General features: G+C 40.2%; 21 protein-coding genes. 14 read left to right on the forward strand and 7 right to left on the reverse strand.

All coding sequences use genetic code 11. The annotated features are described in order from the left end of the window. The first annotated feature begins 202 nt into the window (after window positions 1-202). The gene (locus tag AOG26_RS04135) at window positions 203-1624 is read left to right on the forward strand and encodes a DUF1254 domain-containing protein (RefSeq protein WP_054561348.1); all 1422 of its coding nucleotides are present in this window, start codon (window positions 203-205) and stop codon (window positions 1622-1624) included. A gap of 69 nt (window positions 1625-1693) precedes the next feature. On the opposite strand, the gene AOG26_RS04140 is transcribed toward AOG26_RS04135, so the two are convergent. The 6 genes from AOG26_RS04140 to AOG26_RS04165 all read right to left on the reverse strand — a co-directional run bounded on the left by AOG26_RS04140 (window position 1694) and on the right by AOG26_RS04165 (window position 7361). Continuing rightward, on the reverse strand, window positions 1694-2137 hold the full coding sequence (locus AOG26_RS04140) for a ferritin-like domain-containing protein (protein ID WP_054554697.1): 444 nt from the start codon (window positions 2135-2137) through the stop codon (window positions 1694-1696). Between the two features lie 186 nt (window positions 2138-2323). Further along, on the reverse strand, window positions 2324-3262 hold the full coding sequence (locus AOG26_RS04145) for a LysR family transcriptional regulator (protein WP_054554698.1): 939 nt from the start codon (window positions 3260-3262) through the stop codon (window positions 2324-2326). A 16-nt stretch (window positions 3263-3278) separates the two neighbouring features. Then, window positions 3279-5003 (reverse strand): bifunctional isocitrate dehydrogenase kinase/phosphatase, encoded by a 1725-nt coding sequence (gene aceK, locus AOG26_RS04150; RefSeq protein WP_054561349.1) that lies wholly within the window; start codon window positions 5001-5003, stop codon window positions 3279-3281. 91 nt (window positions 5004-5094) lie between these two features. Beyond that, a complete protein-coding gene (locus AOG26_RS04155) occupies window positions 5095-5574 on the reverse strand; it encodes a DUF4124 domain-containing protein (protein WP_054561350.1) in 480 nt (159 codons plus the stop codon). A 75-nt stretch (window positions 5575-5649) separates the two neighbouring features. After that, window positions 5650-7143, reverse strand: a complete 1494-nt coding sequence (locus tag AOG26_RS04160; RefSeq protein WP_054561351.1) for a DUF3413 domain-containing protein — start codon at window positions 7141-7143, stop codon at window positions 5650-5652. A gap of 5 nt (window positions 7144-7148) precedes the next feature. Beyond that, on the reverse strand, window positions 7149-7361 hold the full coding sequence (locus AOG26_RS04165) for a DUF1414 domain-containing protein (RefSeq protein ID WP_054554702.1): 213 nt from the start codon (window positions 7359-7361) through the stop codon (window positions 7149-7151). Window positions 7362-7424: 63 nt separating this feature from the next. Between AOG26_RS04165 and yejK the strand changes: the two genes are divergently transcribed. The 11 genes from yejK (at window position 7425) to AOG26_RS04215 (ending at window position 13733) form a co-directional block, all read left to right on the forward strand. After that, window positions 7425-8441, forward strand: coding sequence for a nucleoid-associated protein YejK (yejK, locus tag AOG26_RS04170; protein ID WP_054554703.1), 1017 nt, complete (start codon window positions 7425-7427; stop codon window positions 8439-8441). Window positions 8442-8560: 119 nt separating this feature from the next. After that, the gene (locus AOG26_RS04175) at window positions 8561-8950 is read left to right on the forward strand and encodes a hypothetical protein (protein WP_054561352.1); all 390 of its coding nucleotides are present in this window, start codon (window positions 8561-8563) and stop codon (window positions 8948-8950) included. Between the two features lie 129 nt (window positions 8951-9079). Continuing rightward, the gene (locus AOG26_RS04180) at window positions 9080-9424 is read left to right on the forward strand and encodes a hypothetical protein (RefSeq protein WP_054561353.1); all 345 of its coding nucleotides are present in this window, start codon (window positions 9080-9082) and stop codon (window positions 9422-9424) included. A gap of 265 nt (window positions 9425-9689) precedes the next feature. After that, window positions 9690-10139 carry a DUF3291 domain-containing protein gene (locus AOG26_RS04185; protein WP_054561354.1) on the forward strand — a complete coding sequence of 150 codons (450 nt, stop codon included), beginning with the start codon at window positions 9690-9692 and terminating at the stop codon, window positions 10137-10139. Between the two features lie 35 nt (window positions 10140-10174). After that, window positions 10175-10408 carry a hypothetical protein gene (locus tag AOG26_RS04190; RefSeq protein ID WP_054561355.1) on the forward strand — a complete coding sequence of 78 codons (234 nt, stop codon included), beginning with the start codon at window positions 10175-10177 and terminating at the stop codon, window positions 10406-10408. A 48-nt stretch (window positions 10409-10456) separates the two neighbouring features. Then, window positions 10457-10702, forward strand: coding sequence for a hypothetical protein (locus AOG26_RS04195; RefSeq protein WP_054561356.1), 246 nt, complete (start codon window positions 10457-10459; stop codon window positions 10700-10702). Between the two features lie 135 nt (window positions 10703-10837). Next, window positions 10838-11566 carry a hypothetical protein gene (locus tag AOG26_RS04200; protein WP_054561357.1) on the forward strand — a complete coding sequence of 243 codons (729 nt, stop codon included), beginning with the start codon at window positions 10838-10840 and terminating at the stop codon, window positions 11564-11566. Between the two features lie 27 nt (window positions 11567-11593). Beyond that, window positions 11594-12046, forward strand: coding sequence for a hypothetical protein (locus AOG26_RS04205; protein WP_054561358.1), 453 nt, complete (start codon window positions 11594-11596; stop codon window positions 12044-12046). Between the two features lie 105 nt (window positions 12047-12151). Beyond that, window positions 12152-12316, forward strand: coding sequence for a hypothetical protein (locus AOG26_RS20930; RefSeq protein ID WP_161805749.1), 165 nt, complete (start codon window positions 12152-12154; stop codon window positions 12314-12316). 38 nt (window positions 12317-12354) lie between these two features. Further along, complete coding sequence (locus AOG26_RS04210) at window positions 12355-12867, forward strand: GNAT family N-acetyltransferase (protein WP_054561359.1); 513 nt, start codon at window positions 12355-12357, stop codon at window positions 12865-12867. Next, the gene (locus tag AOG26_RS04215; RefSeq protein ID WP_054561360.1) at window positions 12867-13733 is read left to right on the forward strand and encodes a PhzF family phenazine biosynthesis protein; all 867 of its coding nucleotides are present in this window, start codon (window positions 12867-12869) and stop codon (window positions 13731-13733) included. Before AOG26_RS04210 ends, AOG26_RS04215 begins: the two co-directional genes overlap by 1 nt. Window positions 13734-13791: 58 nt before the next feature. On the opposite strand, the gene rne is transcribed toward AOG26_RS04215, so the two are convergent. After that, a complete protein-coding gene (gene rne, locus AOG26_RS04220; protein WP_054561361.1) occupies window positions 13792-17031 on the reverse strand; it encodes a ribonuclease E in 3240 nt (1079 codons plus the stop codon). 619 nt (window positions 17032-17650) lie between these two features. Here rne and rluC point away from each other — a divergent pair. Beyond that, window positions 17651-18619, forward strand: coding sequence for a 23S rRNA pseudouridine(955/2504/2580) synthase RluC (gene rluC / locus AOG26_RS04225; RefSeq protein WP_054561362.1), 969 nt, complete (start codon window positions 17651-17653; stop codon window positions 18617-18619). Next, window positions 18606-19250, forward strand: a complete 645-nt coding sequence (locus tag AOG26_RS04230) for an HAD family hydrolase (protein WP_054561363.1) — start codon at window positions 18606-18608, stop codon at window positions 19248-19250. Before rluC ends, AOG26_RS04230 begins: the two co-directional genes overlap by 14 nt. Window positions 19251-19262: the final 12 nt, after the last annotated feature.

The following is a 19262-nucleotide window of genomic DNA, read 5'->3' on the forward strand; positions in this document are numbered from 1 at the left end:
AAAAGGAGTTAATAAAACCTGACTGTTGTATAAGCTAAAGGATGAGTTTGATTTCTAATAGTTATAGTTTGCCCTTTCATGTATCACGTAAACGGGACAATTACAGTGTTGATAAGTGGTCAAAAAATACCTATTCTTAGAGTATGCTCTCTGCCCTGATACGGAGGATGCATTGAAGCGATTAAATAGAAAGGGAAATGGAATGAAACTTCTAAAACATATAAATATCAAAAACTTACTGTTTATGTTCTCAATCACTCTGCTAGGATTGTATGCTCAGGGCGTAAAGTCGCAACAGATAATTACTTCACCTGAAGAAGCTCATAAGATTGCTAAAGAGGCATTTATCTTCGCCTATCCCATGCTATACGGGTATAAGACCATGGTGGCGCAAACCCAAGATCCACTTGATCCGGGTTTTATTGGCGGATTCGGAAGATATCGTCATTACACTAGACTAAACACCCCTGAAGATAAGGATATAAATGCGCCCAATAATGACACTCCTTATTCCTGGGCGTGGCTCGACTTGAGGGCGGAACCGTGGGTGTTGAGCTTGCCCGAAGTGTCTGGAGAACGCTATTACACACAGCAGTGGTTTGATCTTTACACACATAATTTTGCCTATACTGGCGCTCGAGCAACTGGATTTGGAGAGGGGAGCTATCTCTTCGCAGGGCCTGAATGGAACGGCGAGGTTCCTGCATCTATTAAGAAAGTATTTCGCAGTGAGAGTGAATTTATAGGAACTCTCACTCGCACAGAGCTCAAAGGTGAGAGTGATGTGGAAAACATGTTGGCTATCCAGCACAAATATGTGTTGCAGCCTCTCAGTGAATTCGCAGGTCAAAAGCCGCCGGTACCCGCTGCAGAGATAGCGTGGCCGGCATGGAATGAGAGTCGTGCATTGTCAGGTGAATTCATCGCTTATTTAAACTTTCTCTTGCAGTTTACTCAGCCTCACCCATCTGAAAAGGAACTTCTAAAAAGATTCGAAAAGATCGGCATCAAAGCTGGTGCGCCATTCGATATCAAAAGTCTACCGCGAGATATCCAACAAGCATTGACTGATGGCGTCGAGCAAGGATTGAAAGAAATCGAAGAGGTGATGCCTTCACTCACCAATTCTGGCGAAGTGTATGGCTCACGGGAACAATTGAAAAATAACTATCTTTATCGAGCTGCTGGGGCATTTGCAGGAATTTACGCCAATTCTGTAGAAGAGGCTTTTTATAGCCAGTGGTCTTTGGATTCTAGTGGTCAGCCCTTAGACGGAAAACACAAATACGTCATTCATTTCGAGAAGAAAGATTTGCCGAACGTGAAATTCTTTTGGTCTGTAACATTATTCGATCTTCCCGGTCGCTATCTCGTCGCTAATCCGATCGACAGATATTCACTAGGTCCCAGAACTGATGGTATCCGCTATAACGATGATGGATCACTTACGGTTTATGTTCAGCATGAGCAACCTAAAGGCGATAAGTACACTAATTGGCTACCTGCGCCTGATGGTCCCTTCTTCGTAACACTTCGATGCTATGGCCCTGACGATGTAATGATAAATGGCGAATATAAGCTGCCAAAGATGAAGCTCCAAACTAATAGTAAAATTCTCAGATAAGATACGAACCGCTTATCTAAATCTAAACAAATAAAAGCCCAGCTTAACTGGGCTTTGCACTCTCACAATTTAATGCTTTTTCATTTTACTCATTTCAGCATGACAACTTTGAATTGTCAGCAGGGTTTTAGATAACGCGGCTTCACAATCATGGGGTTGTGGTTTTTTAAGCGCATGTTTGATTTCGGCTAGTGTTTTATCTTCAACTTCTTCAAGTTCGCTAACATAGGTGGCGTTTTTGTCGGCACCTAGTTTAGTAATTAGTGATGTATAGGCTTTACGTGCTTCTACAGCAAAATCAGAACCATTTTCGCGCTCGCCATTTTCGTTAATAGCATAAGGTTGTAAGCGTTCAACACTTACTTTACGCGCATCTATCATGCGTTGAAATAGGGCAATAATGCTTGGGTCGGTTACTTTTTCCTGTGCTTTTTCATAAAAATCGATACCGCTATTCATAACTTGGATGATATCTGCAATATGATGAACGTCTTGTCCTTGATGAGTATTCATAATGACCTCTTTTTGAATATTAAAAACAATGCAATTAGATACTTGCAAAGCATATTCCAGTTCATTACTTAAATATAAAGTTATTTTATTTCAGTTGGTTATTGGTTTTTAATAGGAGAGATGCTGCTGATAAGCTAAGCTAACACCTTGCTTATCAGCAATAATTACAATTTGGTTGGTAAAATCTTACTTAAGCTCGTCGGCTACTTCTGCAACCTTTTGGCGTAACCAAATATGGCTTGCATCACGGTGTAATAGCGGGCTCCAAATCATATCTAGCTCAAATGGCGGAATAGGGAATGGCGGCTCAAGAATTTTAAGGCCCGGATCGTCTAAATAAATATTTGCGGCTTTTGAAGGCAACGTTGCAACCAAGTTTTGTTCTTTCGCTAAGTGAATAGCAACGTGGTAATTACGGGTAAAGGTGGCAATATTACGGTGTTTACCAAAGTGAGCGAGCGCCTCATCTACCCAACCTAGCTTTTGCACATCTTTAGGGTCCATACCCACACCTACACCAAAGCCTGTTTTACTTACCCAAATATGACGCGCTTTTAAATAGCTGTCGAGGCTGAAATCTTTGATAATTGGGTTATCTGCTTTTACTAAGCAACAAAAGCTGTCTTTCCATATTTGTTTATAGTGAAACGACTGCGGTAAGTTTTCAAAGCGGTTGATAGCCATATCTACCTTACCGTTTTCAACATCGTGGAAGGTAACATCACTCGGGGTCAAAATATCTAGTGTGGTATCGGGCGCTTCTTCGTGTAATTTACTTAATAAGCGTGGGGCAAGGGTACTTGCTGCGTAGTCACTGGCCATGATACGAAAAACACGTTTACTTTGTGATGCTTCAAATTCGCGGTTTGGTGCCAGTGTTTCTTCAAGGGTCATTAAAATGCCGCGGATCACCGGTTGTAATTCTTTTGCGCGCTCTGTTGGTACCATACCTTCGCTGGTACGCACTAAAATAGGGTCGTTAAATAAATTACGGAGTCTTTTTAGGCCATTACTCATGGCAGGTTGGGTAATGCTTAGCTGGTTAGCAGCTTTAGTGACATTACACTCCCTTAGTAACGTATCTAGGTAAACAAGTAAGTTTAAATCTATTTTACTTATATTCATTGTGTGTCCTTGGTGTTTACCAATAATGGATAAATCGTTGTGCAGCAGGGTATGGATAAATGTGGCTAACTACACCTTGCTTATAATTGTATTGTGCTTGTCGCCAATAGGCTGGATCTTCAAGCTCTGGGTGTGTACTCAATAAATATTGCTTATACACCGGATTTGCTGTCACAAAGGTACATAATTGCTCTGGAAACACATCTTGCGGTGCCACAGAGTAACTTTGCTCATTGGTTAAGTAATCATCGTACGACTTTGCTTTTGGTAAGGCGCGAAAGTTCATGTCTGTTAGGTACTGAACTTCATCATAGTCGTAAAAAATAATGCGATTATGTTTACTCACCCCAAAGTTTTTCAACAGCATGTCGCCTGGGAAAATATTTACGGCGATCATTTCTTTTAAAGCTTGGCCATATTCTTCTATTGCTTCAAACGCTTGTTGTTCACTGGCATTTTCAAGAAACAGATTTAACGGTGTCATGCGTCTTTCTATGTACAAATGCTTGATGATTAACCACTCGCCTTCAATAATCATCGAAGAACCAATGGTTTTATGTAACTCTGCAAGTAATTTACTATCAAATCGGGCTAGTGGAAATACGACGTTCGAATACTCTATGGTGTCGGCCATGCGGCCAACACGGTCATGGCTTTTTACTAATTGATAGCGTTTTAATACGGTATCGCGGCCAAAGGGTTTGCTTTCTCCAAAGGTGTCTTTAATGACTTTAAACACATATCCAAACGACGGCAGAGTAAATACCATCATCACCATACCCGGTGTACCAGGGGCAATTACAAGCTGATCGTTTGAGTGATCTAAATGACTTAAAAACTCTCGGTAAAACTCGGTCTTACCTTGTTTATGAAAGCCTATTGCATTATATAGCTCAGCCAGTGTTTTATTCGGCATAAGCTGATTTAAAAAGCGTACTAACGCTGATGGCGCATGGGTTTCAACCATAAAATAAGCACGAGCAAAACCAAAGATAACCCGCATTTGCGATGATTTGGTGAGTAGGGCATCGAGGTATAGCCCTTTGTCTTCATGATGCAATACCGCAATAATAAATGGCTGTACGCCACTTTCTGATACCACACGGCCAACAATATAAGCCGCTTTATTACGGTAAAACGGGGCTTGCAGTATATCAAAGCGCATTTGCCATGCTTGGTGATGTGTATCGGGCGCTTGTTTATAAAAGGCTTTTACCAGCAAGCGAATATCGCGTTCTAAATCAACAAAGGGTGCTTTAAAATCAAACTGATTAATAATTTTGCGTATTGTGGGTCTTAAGCCATCAACAACAGGGTGGTAACTGCGGTATTCAACTTCCATTGGTAGTGCTGGGGCATCCGCAAGCGTCGCTTTTACAAAGATAAAGTCATTATTAAAATAACGACGATGAAATAAACGACAAAAAACAGAGTTGTAAAAGGTTTCGGCAAGTTCTGCCTGAGGGTGAAAGCGCAAAAATTGCTGATAGAGCTGTTTGGTTTCGAGCCAGCAGGTTTGATCTAAGGTAATAATTTGCTGTTCATTAAGCGACTTTAGTTTAGCAATGGTTTCGTTAACCCGATCATCGTAATGACTAATTCTGAGTTTGCTTATCTCATTTATTTTTTGCCAATCACGATCTGCAAACGCGAGCGGTGCTTTGGCAGTAATTGCTTGAAAGAGTTTATAGTGATTGCGAAACCCAGATAAAATTAACTCTGCAATGTGTTGTGGCTGCATATAAACTCCTTACTTAAACCAACATAGAGCAATAACTCTATTGGTGTTAAGAATATGTTATTTATTCTTCAAACCCAATAGTAAAGTGTATTTAATTATAGCGAGCTAGTTTTTTCTCAAGTTTTGCGAGTTTTTTATTAACGCTTTTTACGTCGCGCCCGTATTGCTTGTTAATTGCTTTTAGCTGTTTTTTAATGTCTTTATTAATTTGTTTAGCTTCTTTATCAGACAAAATTCGGTTTAAGCGCTGTTCTTGCTGGTACTGAGCTCGGTCTCGATCACGGCTTAAGATATCTAAACGGTGTTTATAGCTTCGAATTTCGGCTTCGAGGTTTCTGATAATTTGCTGGCGCTCAAGCTCGTTGAGCTCTTTAACGAAGTTTTGCGGAGCTTGTAAGTCTGGGTCGGTGACTTGAATTTTGTGCTTGGTTGCACGGCTACCACAGGGGAACTCACTAAATACGGTGCCTCTGTCTGTGACACATTTATAGTATTCTGTGGTAGCAGCAAGTGATGTGTTGGTAAAACAAAGTAGTGTAAGTGATATTAGATAAATGATTATGGCTTTCATGACGTCCGTGTCTCCTAATCAATTAAGGTGTCTAATATCTAAAGCTAGCTCGAAATAAAGATTTATCAATAAGCGCTAGGGCGTATATCGTTTCAGCTTTTTAATGCTTTGCACTAGGAATGGAATATCTAATCCTTGTTCAATGGCAAAGCCTTGTGCTGCTGAAATGTTTTTAAAGTTACCGTCTGAATCTATCAGGGTAATTCTGTCTTTTTTAAATGCGATAAATACATTTTGCGAGTAGTTAACACCGGTGTCGTCATGGCGTTTGTATAAGTTGCTACCCAACATGCTTTGTTTTGCGAGTGTTTTACAACCAAGGTAATGCCCCACGCTGGTGGCGATAATATCACTTGGTTGAATAAGGCCTTCGGTTTGTACAACTTTTTTATCTGAGCTGTATAAACGAGAGGCTGTAACAATACCATTGCTCTGCTGTGCAAGACTAAAGGCAAATACGGCATTAGCAGATTCACGTGCTTGTGTTGTAGCGTCTGCGCGTACAAGGCGAACCGCTGGGTTTTGGTCGTCGTTATTAATAAATTCGAATTGCTCAAAACCATTAATTTGAATTGAGCGATTATCAGCAAGCCACACAGGCAGTTGCTGTTTGTCTAGAATAGGGGCTTTGTAAAATGCTGGCAGGCCGTAAACTAAACTAAATAACGTATCTTCGGTTTCTACAGGTTGTAAGAACAAGTCTGTCTTGCGTAGTGCAGGCTCAGTGGCAACAAATTGCTCTAGGTCAGCATTATTCTCAAATACTAAAATATCGATAGTCGCACTCGACTCAGCTTTACACTCGGCAAGTGGAGTAGGTGCTAAGTAATCGATATTATGTGGGTCAAGCCTCACATCGTGTGCTTCTTTGTAGCTTTCTAAATCGAGCAAATCGTTTTTAGCTAACAAGCTTTTTGCTGTTGTAGGGTAAGACAACGGCAATACATTATCTTGTTTAGTGATATCAAATTTTAAATTGGCATCTGCCCAAATATGAATACTGTGGCTAAGTGCAAAGCACACTAAAATAGTGCTGGTTGCATAGCGCGGGAACTTATATTGCTTTAAGCGCGCTAGGTGGTGCCAGGTGTAGTTACTGACTAATAATTGGAACGCTAGAATTAGCAGCACAATGCCGCCTGCAAGAATTGTTGTTAATGCCGGTGAGCTTGTTAAACGGTGCCACAACAAAGAAACGATTTCAGGTAGAGCAGACGTATTTAAGTGATAACCCAAGTTAAAATATACATAGGCATCAAGCGTTAAGAATGACGCGCCGAGGGTTGCAATAATGGCTGCCATCCCTCGGATATGCCGAGGGTATGGAAACACTAAGCTTAATGGAAATATCGTTAAAACAAAGGCAATAAAAGTAATAAAGCTGGTGTGGCTTAACCAAGTCACGAGCATGTATAAATAGCCCATGAAGGTTGTCGGTGCACTGTCTGCAACTAAGTAGCTTAAGCTAATAAATAGCACTAAACCTATGTTTGCAAAGGTGAACCAATGGCCCCAACTTAAAAGCTGACTTACTTTTGAAGAAAACTGACTTTGTTGCGATAAATTCATAAATCTTATTTAACCGACTGTGCTAATGCTTTGGCAAAGTTGTCGGCAACAGCTTGTCTTTTCTCTGATGGTACATGCTCTTTTAAAATATGCGTGATAGAATTTCCTAAACACATAAGGCTTAAATCAACAGGCGCTTTGTGCTCTGTTAGTACATCAATCAGCTGATCAACGATTTGTTCTACTTGGTCATTAGAATATTTTGATATGATAGGCATCAGTTGGTTCGATAAAAAGAGTTATATTCCCGTATTTTAACACCAGAGGCGTGAAAAACAAAGATGACAATAGATGTTAAAAAATTAGTCGTTCATTATGTAGACAAAAAAGATGACGATACAGATATTCATTTACGCAATGATGAGATGGTTGTTAACGATAAAGTAGCCGTTTTTATAGAGCAGCTACACCATGCATATAATGGTAAGCCAGGTAAAGGCTACTGTGCATTCAGCGGCGAGAAAAACAGCATTGTTGCTTCGGCTATGCAAAGTTACCGTAACGACGAACTTGGCTTTTGGCACATGACAGAGCAAGCAACAAATGTGCTAAAAGAAGAGTTAAATAAGTATGCCTTTAATGAAACGGGTTATTTAGTTTTTTGCCATTATCAATATGTTGCAAGTGACTTTTTGTTAATCGCGATGATCAATATTAAAGAGCATTATTCAATTACTTCTGAGCTTGATTTAGCTTCATCACGTCACTTAGATATTTCGCGTATGCAACTAGCTGCACGTGTCGATTTAACTGCGTGGGATACTCAACCAGAAGATAATCGCTATGTGTCGTTTATTAAAGGTCGTGCAGGTCGTAAAGTGGCTGACTTCTTTTTAGACTTTTTAGGCTGCGAAGAGGGCATTGATCCTAAACAGCAAAGCCAAGTTATGCTTAGTGCTGTAGAAGATTATTTATCTGAGCAACAATACGATAAGTCAGAAAAAGACGAGCTACGCAAGCAAGTATTTGATTACTGTAATGATTGCGTAACAACAGGTGAAGATGCCAACGTTAAAGAGCTTTCTGCAACCTTATCGAAAAATGACGACAGCCCATTTGAAAGCTTCTGCCAAGAGCAAAGTTATGACTTAGAAGAGTCGTTCCCTGTTGATAAGAAAACAGTCACTAGTATGGTGAAGTTCTCTGGCATGGGCGGCGGTGTTAGCGTGAGCTTTGAACGTAAACACTTAGGTGAACGCGTAATGTATAACGAAGCAACCGATACACTAGTGATCAAAGGTATTCCACCTAATCTTAAAGACCAGCTTCAGCGCTTTATGGAGCAGGACGAAAGTTAATCGGGTTTAAGCTTCAAGTTTTAAGCGATAAGACGATAGATAACCGTTTTTAGCCCAGCACTTGCTGGGCTTTTTAGTTTTGGGTACTATAAAACACTATCTACTACAAGGAAGAAACATTGCATCACTATAGTTTTGTAGCGGTAAATAGTTTAGATACTAATATGTTAAATAACTTAGAGTCTCGGTTTGAGTTGCAAGAATCTGTATGCCTGAATAATTTAGAAGAGCTCAAATTATTGCTTGCAATGCTCGGGCTGAGTTTAAGCAAAACAATTAATCTCGATTTAATAGATATAGAGCATTGTTGGTTAGTAGAAGGGGCCTCAAAAGAAATTGCTTATTCTGACTTTGATGACTTTTACCAGCATTGGTTAGGTGTATCTCACAGAGAATCAACTATGGATGAATACGGTCAGTTAATTTATTTAAACTCTTTTATGAATCGCTTTAAAAAAGCAAAGTTTAAACTTATATGCCAAGAGATTAAGGATCAAAAGCCATCTTAATACCATGCTAGGTTGGCACGCTAAGAAGCTTTTAATGGCACATGATAAACTTTTGTTGGGTGATGCTCATTTGTTCTTAGAGAAGTATTTTGAATGGTTAAATAACAACAAAAATTAGCTCGTATATTAATGACAAAGAAACTTATATTATTCATATCACTGTTTGTTCTTGGTTGTTCACCGCTTTGGGAAGAACCTCCATATCAAGTCTATTTTAGTGATAACTCAAAAAAGTTAGGCTACTCGCTTGGTGAAGGTGCATTCATTGGACGTATAGATGAACCTAAATTGATTGCGTCTAACGATAAATACATTTCGGTTTTGGCTTGCCCTGAAAATATTTGTTCTTACTTTTATATTGATAAAGTGAACGATCATAAATATGCAGAACATAATGAGTTCGTTTTTGGGCCTTACACTAGAAATGAATTTACAGCTTTAGAATTTCAACTCGCTTTACCTAAGCTTAAGTAAAAATTTACTTCTAATATTTACTTTGCTTTTGTTCATCGGACAGTTCATGTTCTGACGGCGGCGGTGATTGCGGTGGCGGAGATTAGATAAAGTAGTTCCATTTGCCATCATTGATTTAGTAAAACATCTACAGATGGTTTTTAGCATGATTAATATAAAAATTCGAATAGTGGAAGGCGTAAAAGTGCTTTTCTTTTCTTTCAGTATCGCTTAGTTTTAATACACTCAAGGTACAAACTTCCCCGATGGCTAAGGAGAGTCATAAATGAAACTTGCTCAATTGAATATCGCTCTTGCTAAATATCCATTAGATGCGCCAGAAATAAAAGATTTTGTTGATAATCTTGATTTAATAAATGGCGTTGCTGAAAGCAGTGCTGGTTTTGTATGGCGATTAAAAGACGAATCTGGTGATGCCACAAATATTAAAATGTTTGATGATCCGAATATGATAATCAATATGTCTGTGTGGGAAAGCGTTGAAGATCTCAAAAATTTTATGTTTCGTACTCACCACAGAGATTTCATGCGCAGAAAAGGTGAATGGTTTCACCGCTTAGCAGAAGATAGTTATGTTTTATGGTGGATTGAAGATAACCATATTCCAACCCCTCAAGAGGCATTAGAGAGGTTGCAGTATCTGCGAGAAAACGGCGACACACCACATGCTTTCACATTTAAAAGCAATTTTACAGCTGAAGAATTTAAAAAATAAATAACAATTAACTGCGATAAAAATAAGGAAAAACTATGCATGTTGTATTAGGTGTTTTAGGTATTGTAGTGACCATTTTGGTGTTACTGAATAAACTTCAAGAAGGGGGAATAGATATTGGTTGGTTGAATCCTTTTAGCTGGCACCGACGTCGTAAGTTCAGAAAACACCATGATTTAAATCCCGCATTTAAGTTAGATTCACCGATGGATGTGGCTGCGTTATATATGGTTGCAGTGGCCAAAATAGATGGAGAAATGAGTAAATAACAAAAAGAAAAAATTCTAGCTCTTTTTAACAGTGAATTTCATTTAAGTATGAAAGAAGCTACAGATTTATTAAGCTCAAGTGTGCATTTATTAGGGCATAATAGTGACGTTTACAATAAACCTCACAAAGTAATTGAGCGATGCTTAGATAAAGTAACAAAAGAGCAAGCAGCTTCAATTTGTTATCTCGTCGATGAGGTAGCGAATGTTGAAGGTGAACCGACGGCTCAGCAAAGAAAACTTGTCACAGAGATAAAAAATGCATGCCCTCGGGAGGCTGCTGGCAAGTGGTAATTCATCCATAAACCCAACCAGCTGAAAATTAAAATGACAATTATAACCCCTTAACTGATTTTGAAACGTTCTAGTGAATATCGTGAAGATGTAACAACAAATCTAATTTTTAAAGATATTTATAAGAGAGTTTTTATGAAAAAAAAGTTATCAGTGGCTTTATTGGTTTTATCATCTTTTGCTAACTCAACAACGTGGGGAGAGTTAGAAGTAGATGACCCAATCGTTAAGGGTGCAAAATGTGCGGTTGCTGAGCCTGCAAGCTATGGTGGTTATATTTACAGTTGGCCATCAAAATATGATCAGGTGTTTTGGCCGCATACGGATAGAAATGGCATTTGGTTTTGCGAAACATCGGGTTTTATAGCTTTAACTGGGGACTTTGACGAACTTAAACCTGCAGAAATTGAGAGAATAACGGAATTTCTTGCGTCTCAACACATTTCGAAGCCAACTCTCGAGCAAAAGTTAGCTTTGCTCGAGCAAACTTACGCACTTCGCGAAAAAGATGAATTTTTTAAAAATAAGTTACTAAGAATCCTTGCTCGTTGGCAGCAGTCTTTAGGGAACCTTGATAAGGCAAATAATTATCGAGCTAGAGCATTTAAAGATATTCAACATGCCCTAAATGGAGATTTAGATGGATATAAACGACTTGAATATCTTTATCTGGCGACTAACTACTCAAAACAGTTTGCAGAGCAAAATAAAAATGTAGATTACTTAGACGATTTGGAAACATCATTGAAATTGGTGACTGATCCTGAGTTAAAAGGCTATGCAGGGTACTTGTCTGAATTGATAAAGGACAGCGTTTATATCAACGAAGGCGGGAAGCTCGACCCTGACTTACCGAAACAGTAATGAATACCGAATAACAAGGTTGATTATATGAAGTACAGGGTTCTAGTGTTGTTAATGCTTGCGTCAAGCTTTCAGGCTAAATCGGTTCAGAAGCTGTCTAATACTGAACTTAGCTTTATACTTTCTTCTATGGAAGTGCTTTATAAGAATAAATCTTTCCCGCAAATTAGGGTCATTCAAAGCTGGGAGTCGCAGACTGAATGTGATGGTGAATATCAAACTTGCCCAAATGCTAGGTTATTCATATCAGTAAATACAGGCGATCTTTACGAAGTTCCAGCCTTATTTGAATTACCAAAATCCAAAGGTTGGCAATACGTTAGTTTTGTAGAACATGATGATTCATTCTTACTTATGATTAAAACAACGCTAGATCATGCAAATGTATCCGCTGAGTCGAGAAGTAAGTGGCGCAGTAAAGCCTATGCAATAAAAATTTCAAAATATGAATACGATGTACTAGAGGTCATAGAAAAGTAACTTCATTTAATAATTTTGCCTTGCAGCAACATGGATATTCAGGGCAGAAGTAATGTAAAAAATGAGTACTAGGAATAAAGCAGTGGCTAAATAAGGGACGCGACCATGATAAAACGTAACAAAGCTAATACTGGGCTATTTTTTTGTATCGGTGCTGCTATTGGGTTTTCAATCTTCATTGCATACCAGCAACTGCTTATAGGTCTTTTATTTGCTGTAATAAGCGTTAGTGTTGCAATCTTAGTTGTTTCAAATAAATGGTCTAAGTAATAATTCACTTTGTTATTGCTTTTACTAGGTGATGAAAAATGAATTTATCTTTCACTACAAAAAGATTAAATGTGATTGAAATAGACGCAAGCTCGTCAATGGATGAGCATCATCAATTAACGATTGCCTTACCAACGATATTAACCCCTGCTGTAGTTGCAAACTTACCTGGTTATTTTCAGGGGATAGATTCTATAGCTGCTGCTGAAAAGTGGTTGGCTAACATGCTTAACGAGTGCCGCTTATTAATGCTGCAATCTGAACATCAAGAAGTTGTTGGGCTTTTATTTATATATACCGAAAACCATGATGCTCATATTGGTTATTTGTTAGCTGAGCAATATTGGGGGCAGGGTCTTGCATTTGAGTTATTGCAGGGATTTATAAACTTGGCTGATACTCAGCCACACTGGCATAAGCTTATTGCTGGTGTTGATGAATCAAATACACCATCAATTAAACTTCTAAAAAAATTGGCTTTTGAAGAGCAAGCATCTAAGGAAAATGGCATGTTGTTTTATGAATTTAATTTAAACCAAGGCATACAATAATGACAATAACTGCATTTTTAGTTAACTCGTTTAATGCAAATAATACAGGCGGCAACCCAGCAGGTGTCGTGTTGAATTCAGATAAACTCACAAACGCAGAAAAACTGACGATTGCAAAAGAAATTGGCTTTTCAGAAACCGCATTTGTGGCGCAAGATCATGAAGTTGACTTTGCTGTGTCATTTTTTACGACAACGGAAGAAGTTGATTTTTGTGGCCACGCAACCCTAGCGGTGTTTGCTACGCTCTTCGAACAAGGGTTATTAAAACCTGGTTATTACACTCAGCGAACAAAAGCGGGCTTGTTAGGCGTAACAATTGCCGAAGACGGTCAAGTTACCATGGAGCAAGCCTTGCCAAAATACTTAGGTAATTTTGCTTATGACGACATTGCAGGCTTATTAGGACTTGATGAAACGACTCTAGCAGAAACAGGCTTGCCAATTGATGTAATAACTACAGGATTGCCAGATATTATAGTCGCTGTGCCGAATGGCTACTTAGATCAAATTGTTATTGATGAGGCAGCGCTTAGAGACTTCTGCCAACAGCATAACGTGATTGGTGTGCATGCCTTTGAATTGTGTGAAGAGCAAAGTGAGCTGACTGCAAGTTGTCGTAACTTTGCGCCTTTGGTTGGTATACCCGAAGAGTCAGCAACCGGTAGCGCCAGTGGCGCGCTTGCATGCTATTTATCAAAACATGTATTTATACAGCAAGAAAACCGTTTTATGTTTGAACAAGGCAGAGCAATGGGGTGCAGTTCACATATTTCTGCCAGTGTTTATTCGGATGAGCAGGGTGTTTATAAGGTTCTTGTAGGTGGCTATGCAAATCACCTAGGTACTCAACAGGTTGTTATTTAAAAGCATTACACACAAAAAAGCCGCGTTATGAACGCGGCTTTTTTATTAAGCGACTAAATTAATCAGCCGCTAAGGTTTTTGCCATATCAGCACGGGCTCTGCCAGCAGGTTTAATTGAACCTGCACGAAGTCCGCTATCTGGAATAGCTGTACGCTTGTCATGCGCCATAGCCTCTGGTGTTGGCTCTGGCTCACTATCTGCAACTGGCGTAGGTTTTGCCATTGCAGCGCTTGCTGAACCTTTTACTAAAACAGTTTTTTCATTTTTAGCAGGTTCTACAGCTTTCACTGGTTCTTCAGCTTGTACTGGCTCTTCAGCTTGTGCTGGCTCTTCAGCTTTCACTGGTTCCTCAGCTTTCACTGGCTCTTCAGCTTTAACTGGTTCTTCAGCTTGTACTGGCTCTTCAGCTTGTACTGGTTCTTCAGCTTGTACTGACTCTTCAGCTTGTACTGGTTCTTCAGCTTGTACTGGTTCTTCAGCTTTAACTGGTTCTTCAGCTTKTACTGGCTCTTCAGCTTTAACTGGCTCTTCAGCTTTAACTGGCTCTTCAGCTTKTGCTGGCTCTTCAGCTTTTACTGGTTCTTCAGCTTTTACTGGTTCTTCAGTTTTCACTGGCTCTTCAGCTTTCACTGGCTCTTCAGCTTTCACTGGCTCTTCAGCTTGCACTGGTTCTTCAGCTTGCACTGGTTCTTCAGTTTTAACTGGCTCTTCAGCTTTAACTGGCTCTTCAGCTTTAGCTGGCTCTTCAGTTTTAACTTGCTCTTCAGCTTTTACTGGTTCTTCAGTTTCAGCCTGAGCCTGTTTTGCTTTTAGCTCAGCTTCATATTCAGCAGCAGCTTGATCGGCAACTGGAATAAATGCTGGCGCATCAGCTTTGTCATCACTTGACTTTTCATCATGCTCAGGGCGACGGCGACGTTGACCTGCGGCACGTAAGTGGCGAGGTGAACGACGAGAGCGTGTACGAGGTTGAGCTTGATCTTCATCAGTTGATGATTCAACTACCGATTCAGTTTGCTCAGCTTGTTTAGGCTCAGCGTCAGCTTTTACTGGCTCTGAAGATACTTGCTTTTCAGCAACTGGCTGTTCTGCTTGTTCAGTTTCAACTGCTACTTTTTCTTTTGCAGGCTTGGCTGGTTTTTCAGCTTTAGGTACTTGCTCAGTTGTTTCAGTCGTTTGTACTGCTTTTGCTTCATCTGCGCTTTCATCTGTTACGCGAACTTTTTTGCGTAAGTTGCGACGTTGACGACGAACCTTAGGTTTAGTTTCCTTTGGTTGCTCAGATTTCGTCTCTGGTGCAGTGTCTTTATTCGTTTGTTCTACATCATCATTACGTTTTTCATTACGTTTTCTGTTGTTAGAATTACGACGACGTTTGTTGCGATTCTCGTTACCTTCTTTTTGCTCAGGCTTATTCGAAGTATTTGTGTTTTCTTCTTTAGCTTGTGCATCGTCAGGACGTTTATTACGAGAGTTGCGACGGCGTTGGTTGTTGCTACGACGACGGTTGTCGTTGTTGCGACGATTATTGCTACGTCTTTGTGCTGCTTTTTTCTCTTCTTGCTCTTTTTCAGCTTCTTCTTCGGCATTGCTGAATAACGACTTGAAGAACTTACCAATTGCAGCAAATAAGCCACCTTCAGACTTTTTAGCCGCAGGAGTCGTTTGCTCAGCTTTTGGTGCAGCTTGAGGTGCAGGTGTAGTAGGCATAACAACACCTTTAAGAACCGGCTCTTCACGAACTGGTGCTGAAGGCGCTTTAGCCATTTCAAATGCTTCTGGCTCAGGAGCAACAACTTGCTCGTAGCTTACTGTTTCGATTGTTTCGTCTTTACGTAAGCGAACTACTTCGTAATGTGGCGTTTCCATGTGTTGATTAGGAATGATCACAACATCAACGTTATGGCGCTTTTCGATGCGTTGAACACTACGACGTTTTTCGTTTAATAGGTAAGCGGCAACAGCCACAGGCACTTGTGCATTTACTTGTGATGTGTTGTCTTTGATTGCTTCTTCTTCGATTAAACGAAGGATAGACAGTGCAATTGATTCGTTAGAACGAATCGTACCTTGACCATTACAACGAGGACATGGGCCTTGGCTTGCTTCACCTAATGAAGGGCGTAAGCGCTGACGCGACATTTCAAGCAGACCAAAGCGTGAGATCTTACCAATCTGTACACGGGCACGGTCAGGGCGAGCAGCGTCTTTTAAACGATTCTCTACTTCGCGTTGGTGGCGTGGTGGTGTCATATCGATGAAGTCGATAACAATAAGACCACCTAAGTCACGTAAACGTAATTGACGGGCAATTTCGTCTGCTGCTTCTAAGTTAGTATTAAGTGCTGTTTCTTCGATATCACCGCCTTTAGTGGCTTTAGATGAGTTGATATCGATAGACGTTAGTGCTTCAGTTGGGTCAATTACAATTGAACCACCTGATGGTAAGCGAACTTCACGTTGGAAAGCAGATTCAATTTGGCTTTCAATTTGGTAGTGGGTGAATAGTGGTACATCGCCCTGATAAAGCTTAACGCGGCTCATGAAGTCAGGACGGAAACGCTCAATATGCGCTTTCGCTTCTTCAAATACACGTGCTTTATCAATTAAAATTTCACCAATATCACGACGTAAATAGTCACGGATTGCGCGGAAAATTACGTTACTTTCTTGGTGAATTAAGAACGGAGCAGGGCCGCTATCAGCAGCTTGCTGAATCGCTTGCCAATGCACGAGTAGGGCTTTTAAGTCGTACTCTAGTTCTTCAAATGATTTACCAACACCCGCAGTACGAACAATTAAGCCCATGCCTTTAGGTAGTTCTAAACGGCTTAGTGCTTCTTTAAGTTCAGTACGCTCATCACCTTCGATACGGCGAGAAATACCACCGGCACGAGGGTTGTTAGGCATAAGTACTAAATAGCTACCTGCAACGCTGATAAAAGTCGTTAACGCAGCACCTTTTTGGCCACGCTCTTCTTTATCAACTTGCACAATTACTTCTTGGCCTTCTTTGATCACGTCACGGATATTTGGACGACCTTGGAATGTATAGCCTTGTGGGAAGTAGGTGCGAGCTATTTCTTTAAGAGGAAGGAAACCGTGTCTTTCAGCGCCATAATCAACAAAGGCAGCTTCTAGTGACGGTTCGATACGGGTAATTTTACCCTTGTAAATATTTGCTTTTTTTTGTTCGTGACCTGGGCTCTCTATGTCTAAATCATACAGGCGCTGGCCATCAACCAGTGCAACGCGCATTTCTTCTTGCTGCGTCGCATTGATTAGCATACGTTTCATATTGTTACTCTACTAATTCTGTCGCTGACATGACGATATAAACTCGTCTGTTCAGTGGTTTCTGACGGTTGTTTTTGTGCAGTCTCACGACTGGGTAAAGTCAAAACCTGAAGTTGTTTGCTTACATTGAGCATCACTAAGTGTGGCTGACAATAACATGTTCTCACGTTATTAAATTCTTATAGGTGTCAAAACTGCCGCCAATTCTGCGGTTTTAATTTACGAGTTTTGTCCCGAAGTCGACCATGTTCAAATTTTTATTCAATGTCTTGCTACAACAGCTGCTTCTGAATGACGTTGCTACGTCGTCACTATCAGTCAATTTATCTTGTTCAATTGCTTTTTATGTTCATTAATCAACATTCGTGCTCAAATTATTCAGGCAATATATTACGCGCATCGCCGATAATTGAACGCTCGTGTTGGCTGGGTAATTATAAAAGCTTTGGAAAACTTAGCGCGGATCTGTATGATCGGCAACCCAGAATATGCTTCACGAATGTATTAATGTGATAAAAGCACCGTTGTTACTTGCAAACTTTATGTTCGCGACGGTGATTATCCCACTATTACCGTCGCGTTAGCAACTAAATTATTTACTTAAATCAGTGATTAGGCAATGTCAGAAAAAACCGGCTTACAAGTTTCGTTTGTTACCATAGGTGAAGACCATCTAGGTCAACGTATTGATAACTTTCTTATTACTCACCTAAAAGGTGTGCCTAAAAGTGCAGTTTATAAAATCCTTCGTAAAGGCGAAGTGCGAGTAAATAAAAAACGCATAAAACCTGTCTACAAACTACAACTAAATGATGTGGTTCGTATTCCACCTATTAAAGTGGCCGAAAAAGAAGAGTTTGTGCCAAAAAAACTCGATAAAGTAAAACAACTTGAAGACGCCATTTTGTTTGAAGACAAGTATTTAATGGTGATCAACAAGCCTTCGGGTATGGCTGTGCATGGTGGCAGTGGCCTAAGTTATGGCTTAATCGAAGCGCTTCGCGTACTTCGCCCTGAAGAGCGTAGTTTAGAGCTTGTACACCGACTAGACCGTGACACATCAGGTTGTTTGCTTATTTCTAAACGTCGTTCAGTGTTAACTGATTTACATAAACAGTTACGTGAAAAAACCATGGAGAAAAACTATTGGGCATTAGTTGATGGTCAATGGGATTCTAAAACGAAAAACGTTACCGAAGGACTTCGTAAAAACACCTTGAAGTCTGGTGAGCGTGTGGTTCGTGTTGATAATACCGAAGGTAAACCATCGCACACGCGTTTTCGTGTGCTTGAGCGATATGCTGAGTGCTCATTAGTGCAAGCGTCGCCAGTAACGGGGCGTACTCACCAAATTCGTGTGCATACGCAATGTAAAGGTCACCCAATCGCGTGTGATGATAAATATGGCGTTGCAGAGTTTGATCAATACGTAAATAAGCTGACTGGTTTAAACCGTTTGTTTTTACATGCCCATGATTTACGTTTTATGCACCCTAAAAACGAAACAACCATGCATGTTGAAGCGCCACTCGATAATGCACTTCAAAACTGTATCAAAAAGCTACGTGCCGATAATGAACAAGTTTAAGCTGGTTATTTTTGATTGGGATGGCACTGTGATGGACTCTGTGCCAAAAATTGTTACCTGCTTGCGAAATACTGCGCGAGACTTAGGTATTCCTGTTCCAACAGAGCAACAAGCGAAAGACGTCATTGGTTTGTCGCTGGCAAAAGCCACTGAAGTGCTTTTTCCGGCGCATTTACATTTAAACGACGAACTTGTTGCAGGTTACAAAGCACAGTACCGTGAGTTAGATGTTACACCTACACCTTTATTTAAAGATGTAGAATCCGTTTTAAAGCAGTTAAGTGATGCAGGTATGCAATTGGCTGTGGCTACCGGTAAAGGACGTGAAGGCATTGATAGGCTTCTTAATGAGTCAGGTCTTGGGAAGTACTTTTTGAATGTAAAATGCTCAGATGATGCACAGTCGAAGCCATCTCCAGATATGCTTGAGCAAATATTGCACGAGCAGGGCATCGCAAAAAGTGATGCTGTGATGATTGGCGATAGCCAACTCGATATGGCAATGGCTCATGCCGCAGGTATTGCTTGTATTGGAGTGAGTTTTGGTGCCCATAGCCCGGCGCAGTTGCAACAACATACGCCGTTATGTGTTGTTGATTCATACCAGCAGTTAAAGCAATATTTGCTTTAACTGCTTAGCCAA

Origin of the sequence: Pseudoalteromonas sp. UCD-33C (assembly GCF_001306895.1) — a bacterium.
Taxonomy (GTDB): domain Bacteria; phylum Pseudomonadota; class Gammaproteobacteria; order Enterobacterales; family Alteromonadaceae; genus Pseudoalteromonas.

Excerpts from the sequence above, each read along its gene's own strand:
- AOG26_RS04135 (WP_054561348.1), top strand. The coding sequence starts at position 203 with ATGAAACTTCTAAAACATATAAATATCAAAAACTTACTGTTTATGTTC.
- AOG26_RS04140 (WP_054554697.1), bottom strand. The coding sequence starts at position 2,137 with ATGAATACTCATCAAGGACAAGACGTTCATCATATTGCAGATATCATC.
- AOG26_RS04145 (WP_054554698.1), bottom strand. The coding sequence starts at position 3,262 with ATGAATATAAGTAAAATAGATTTAAACTTACTTGTTTACCTAGATACG.
- aceK (WP_054561349.1), bottom strand. The coding sequence starts at position 5,003 with ATGCAGCCACAACACATTGCAGAGTTAATTTTATCTGGGTTTCGCAAT.
- AOG26_RS04155 (WP_054561350.1), bottom strand. The coding sequence starts at position 5,574 with ATGAAAGCCATAATCATTTATCTAATATCACTTACACTACTTTGTTTT.
- AOG26_RS04160 (WP_054561351.1), bottom strand. The coding sequence starts at position 7,143 with ATGAATTTATCGCAACAAAGTCAGTTTTCTTCAAAAGTAAGTCAGCTT.
- AOG26_RS04165 (WP_054554702.1), bottom strand. The coding sequence starts at position 7,361 with ATGCCTATCATATCAAAATATTCTAATGACCAAGTAGAACAAATCGTT.
- yejK (WP_054554703.1), top strand. The coding sequence starts at position 7,425 with ATGACAATAGATGTTAAAAAATTAGTCGTTCATTATGTAGACAAAAAA.
- AOG26_RS04180 (WP_054561353.1), top strand. The coding sequence starts at position 9,080 with ATGACAAAGAAACTTATATTATTCATATCACTGTTTGTTCTTGGTTGT.
- AOG26_RS04185 (WP_054561354.1), top strand. The coding sequence starts at position 9,690 with ATGAAACTTGCTCAATTGAATATCGCTCTTGCTAAATATCCATTAGAT.
- AOG26_RS04190 (WP_054561355.1), top strand. The coding sequence starts at position 10,175 with ATGCATGTTGTATTAGGTGTTTTAGGTATTGTAGTGACCATTTTGGTG.
- AOG26_RS04195 (WP_054561356.1), top strand. The coding sequence starts at position 10,457 with ATGAAAGAAGCTACAGATTTATTAAGCTCAAGTGTGCATTTATTAGGG.
- AOG26_RS04200 (WP_054561357.1), top strand. The coding sequence starts at position 10,838 with ATGAAAAAAAAGTTATCAGTGGCTTTATTGGTTTTATCATCTTTTGCT.
- AOG26_RS04205 (WP_054561358.1), top strand. The coding sequence starts at position 11,594 with ATGAAGTACAGGGTTCTAGTGTTGTTAATGCTTGCGTCAAGCTTTCAG.
- AOG26_RS20930 (WP_161805749.1), top strand. The coding sequence starts at position 12,152 with ATGATAAAACGTAACAAAGCTAATACTGGGCTATTTTTTTGTATCGGT.
- AOG26_RS04210 (WP_054561359.1), top strand. The coding sequence starts at position 12,355 with ATGAATTTATCTTTCACTACAAAAAGATTAAATGTGATTGAAATAGAC.
- AOG26_RS04215 (WP_054561360.1), top strand. The coding sequence starts at position 12,867 with ATGACAATAACTGCATTTTTAGTTAACTCGTTTAATGCAAATAATACA.
- rluC (WP_054561362.1), top strand. The coding sequence starts at position 17,651 with ATGTCAGAAAAAACCGGCTTACAAGTTTCGTTTGTTACCATAGGTGAA.
- AOG26_RS04230 (WP_054561363.1), top strand. The coding sequence starts at position 18,606 with ATGAACAAGTTTAAGCTGGTTATTTTTGATTGGGATGGCACTGTGATG.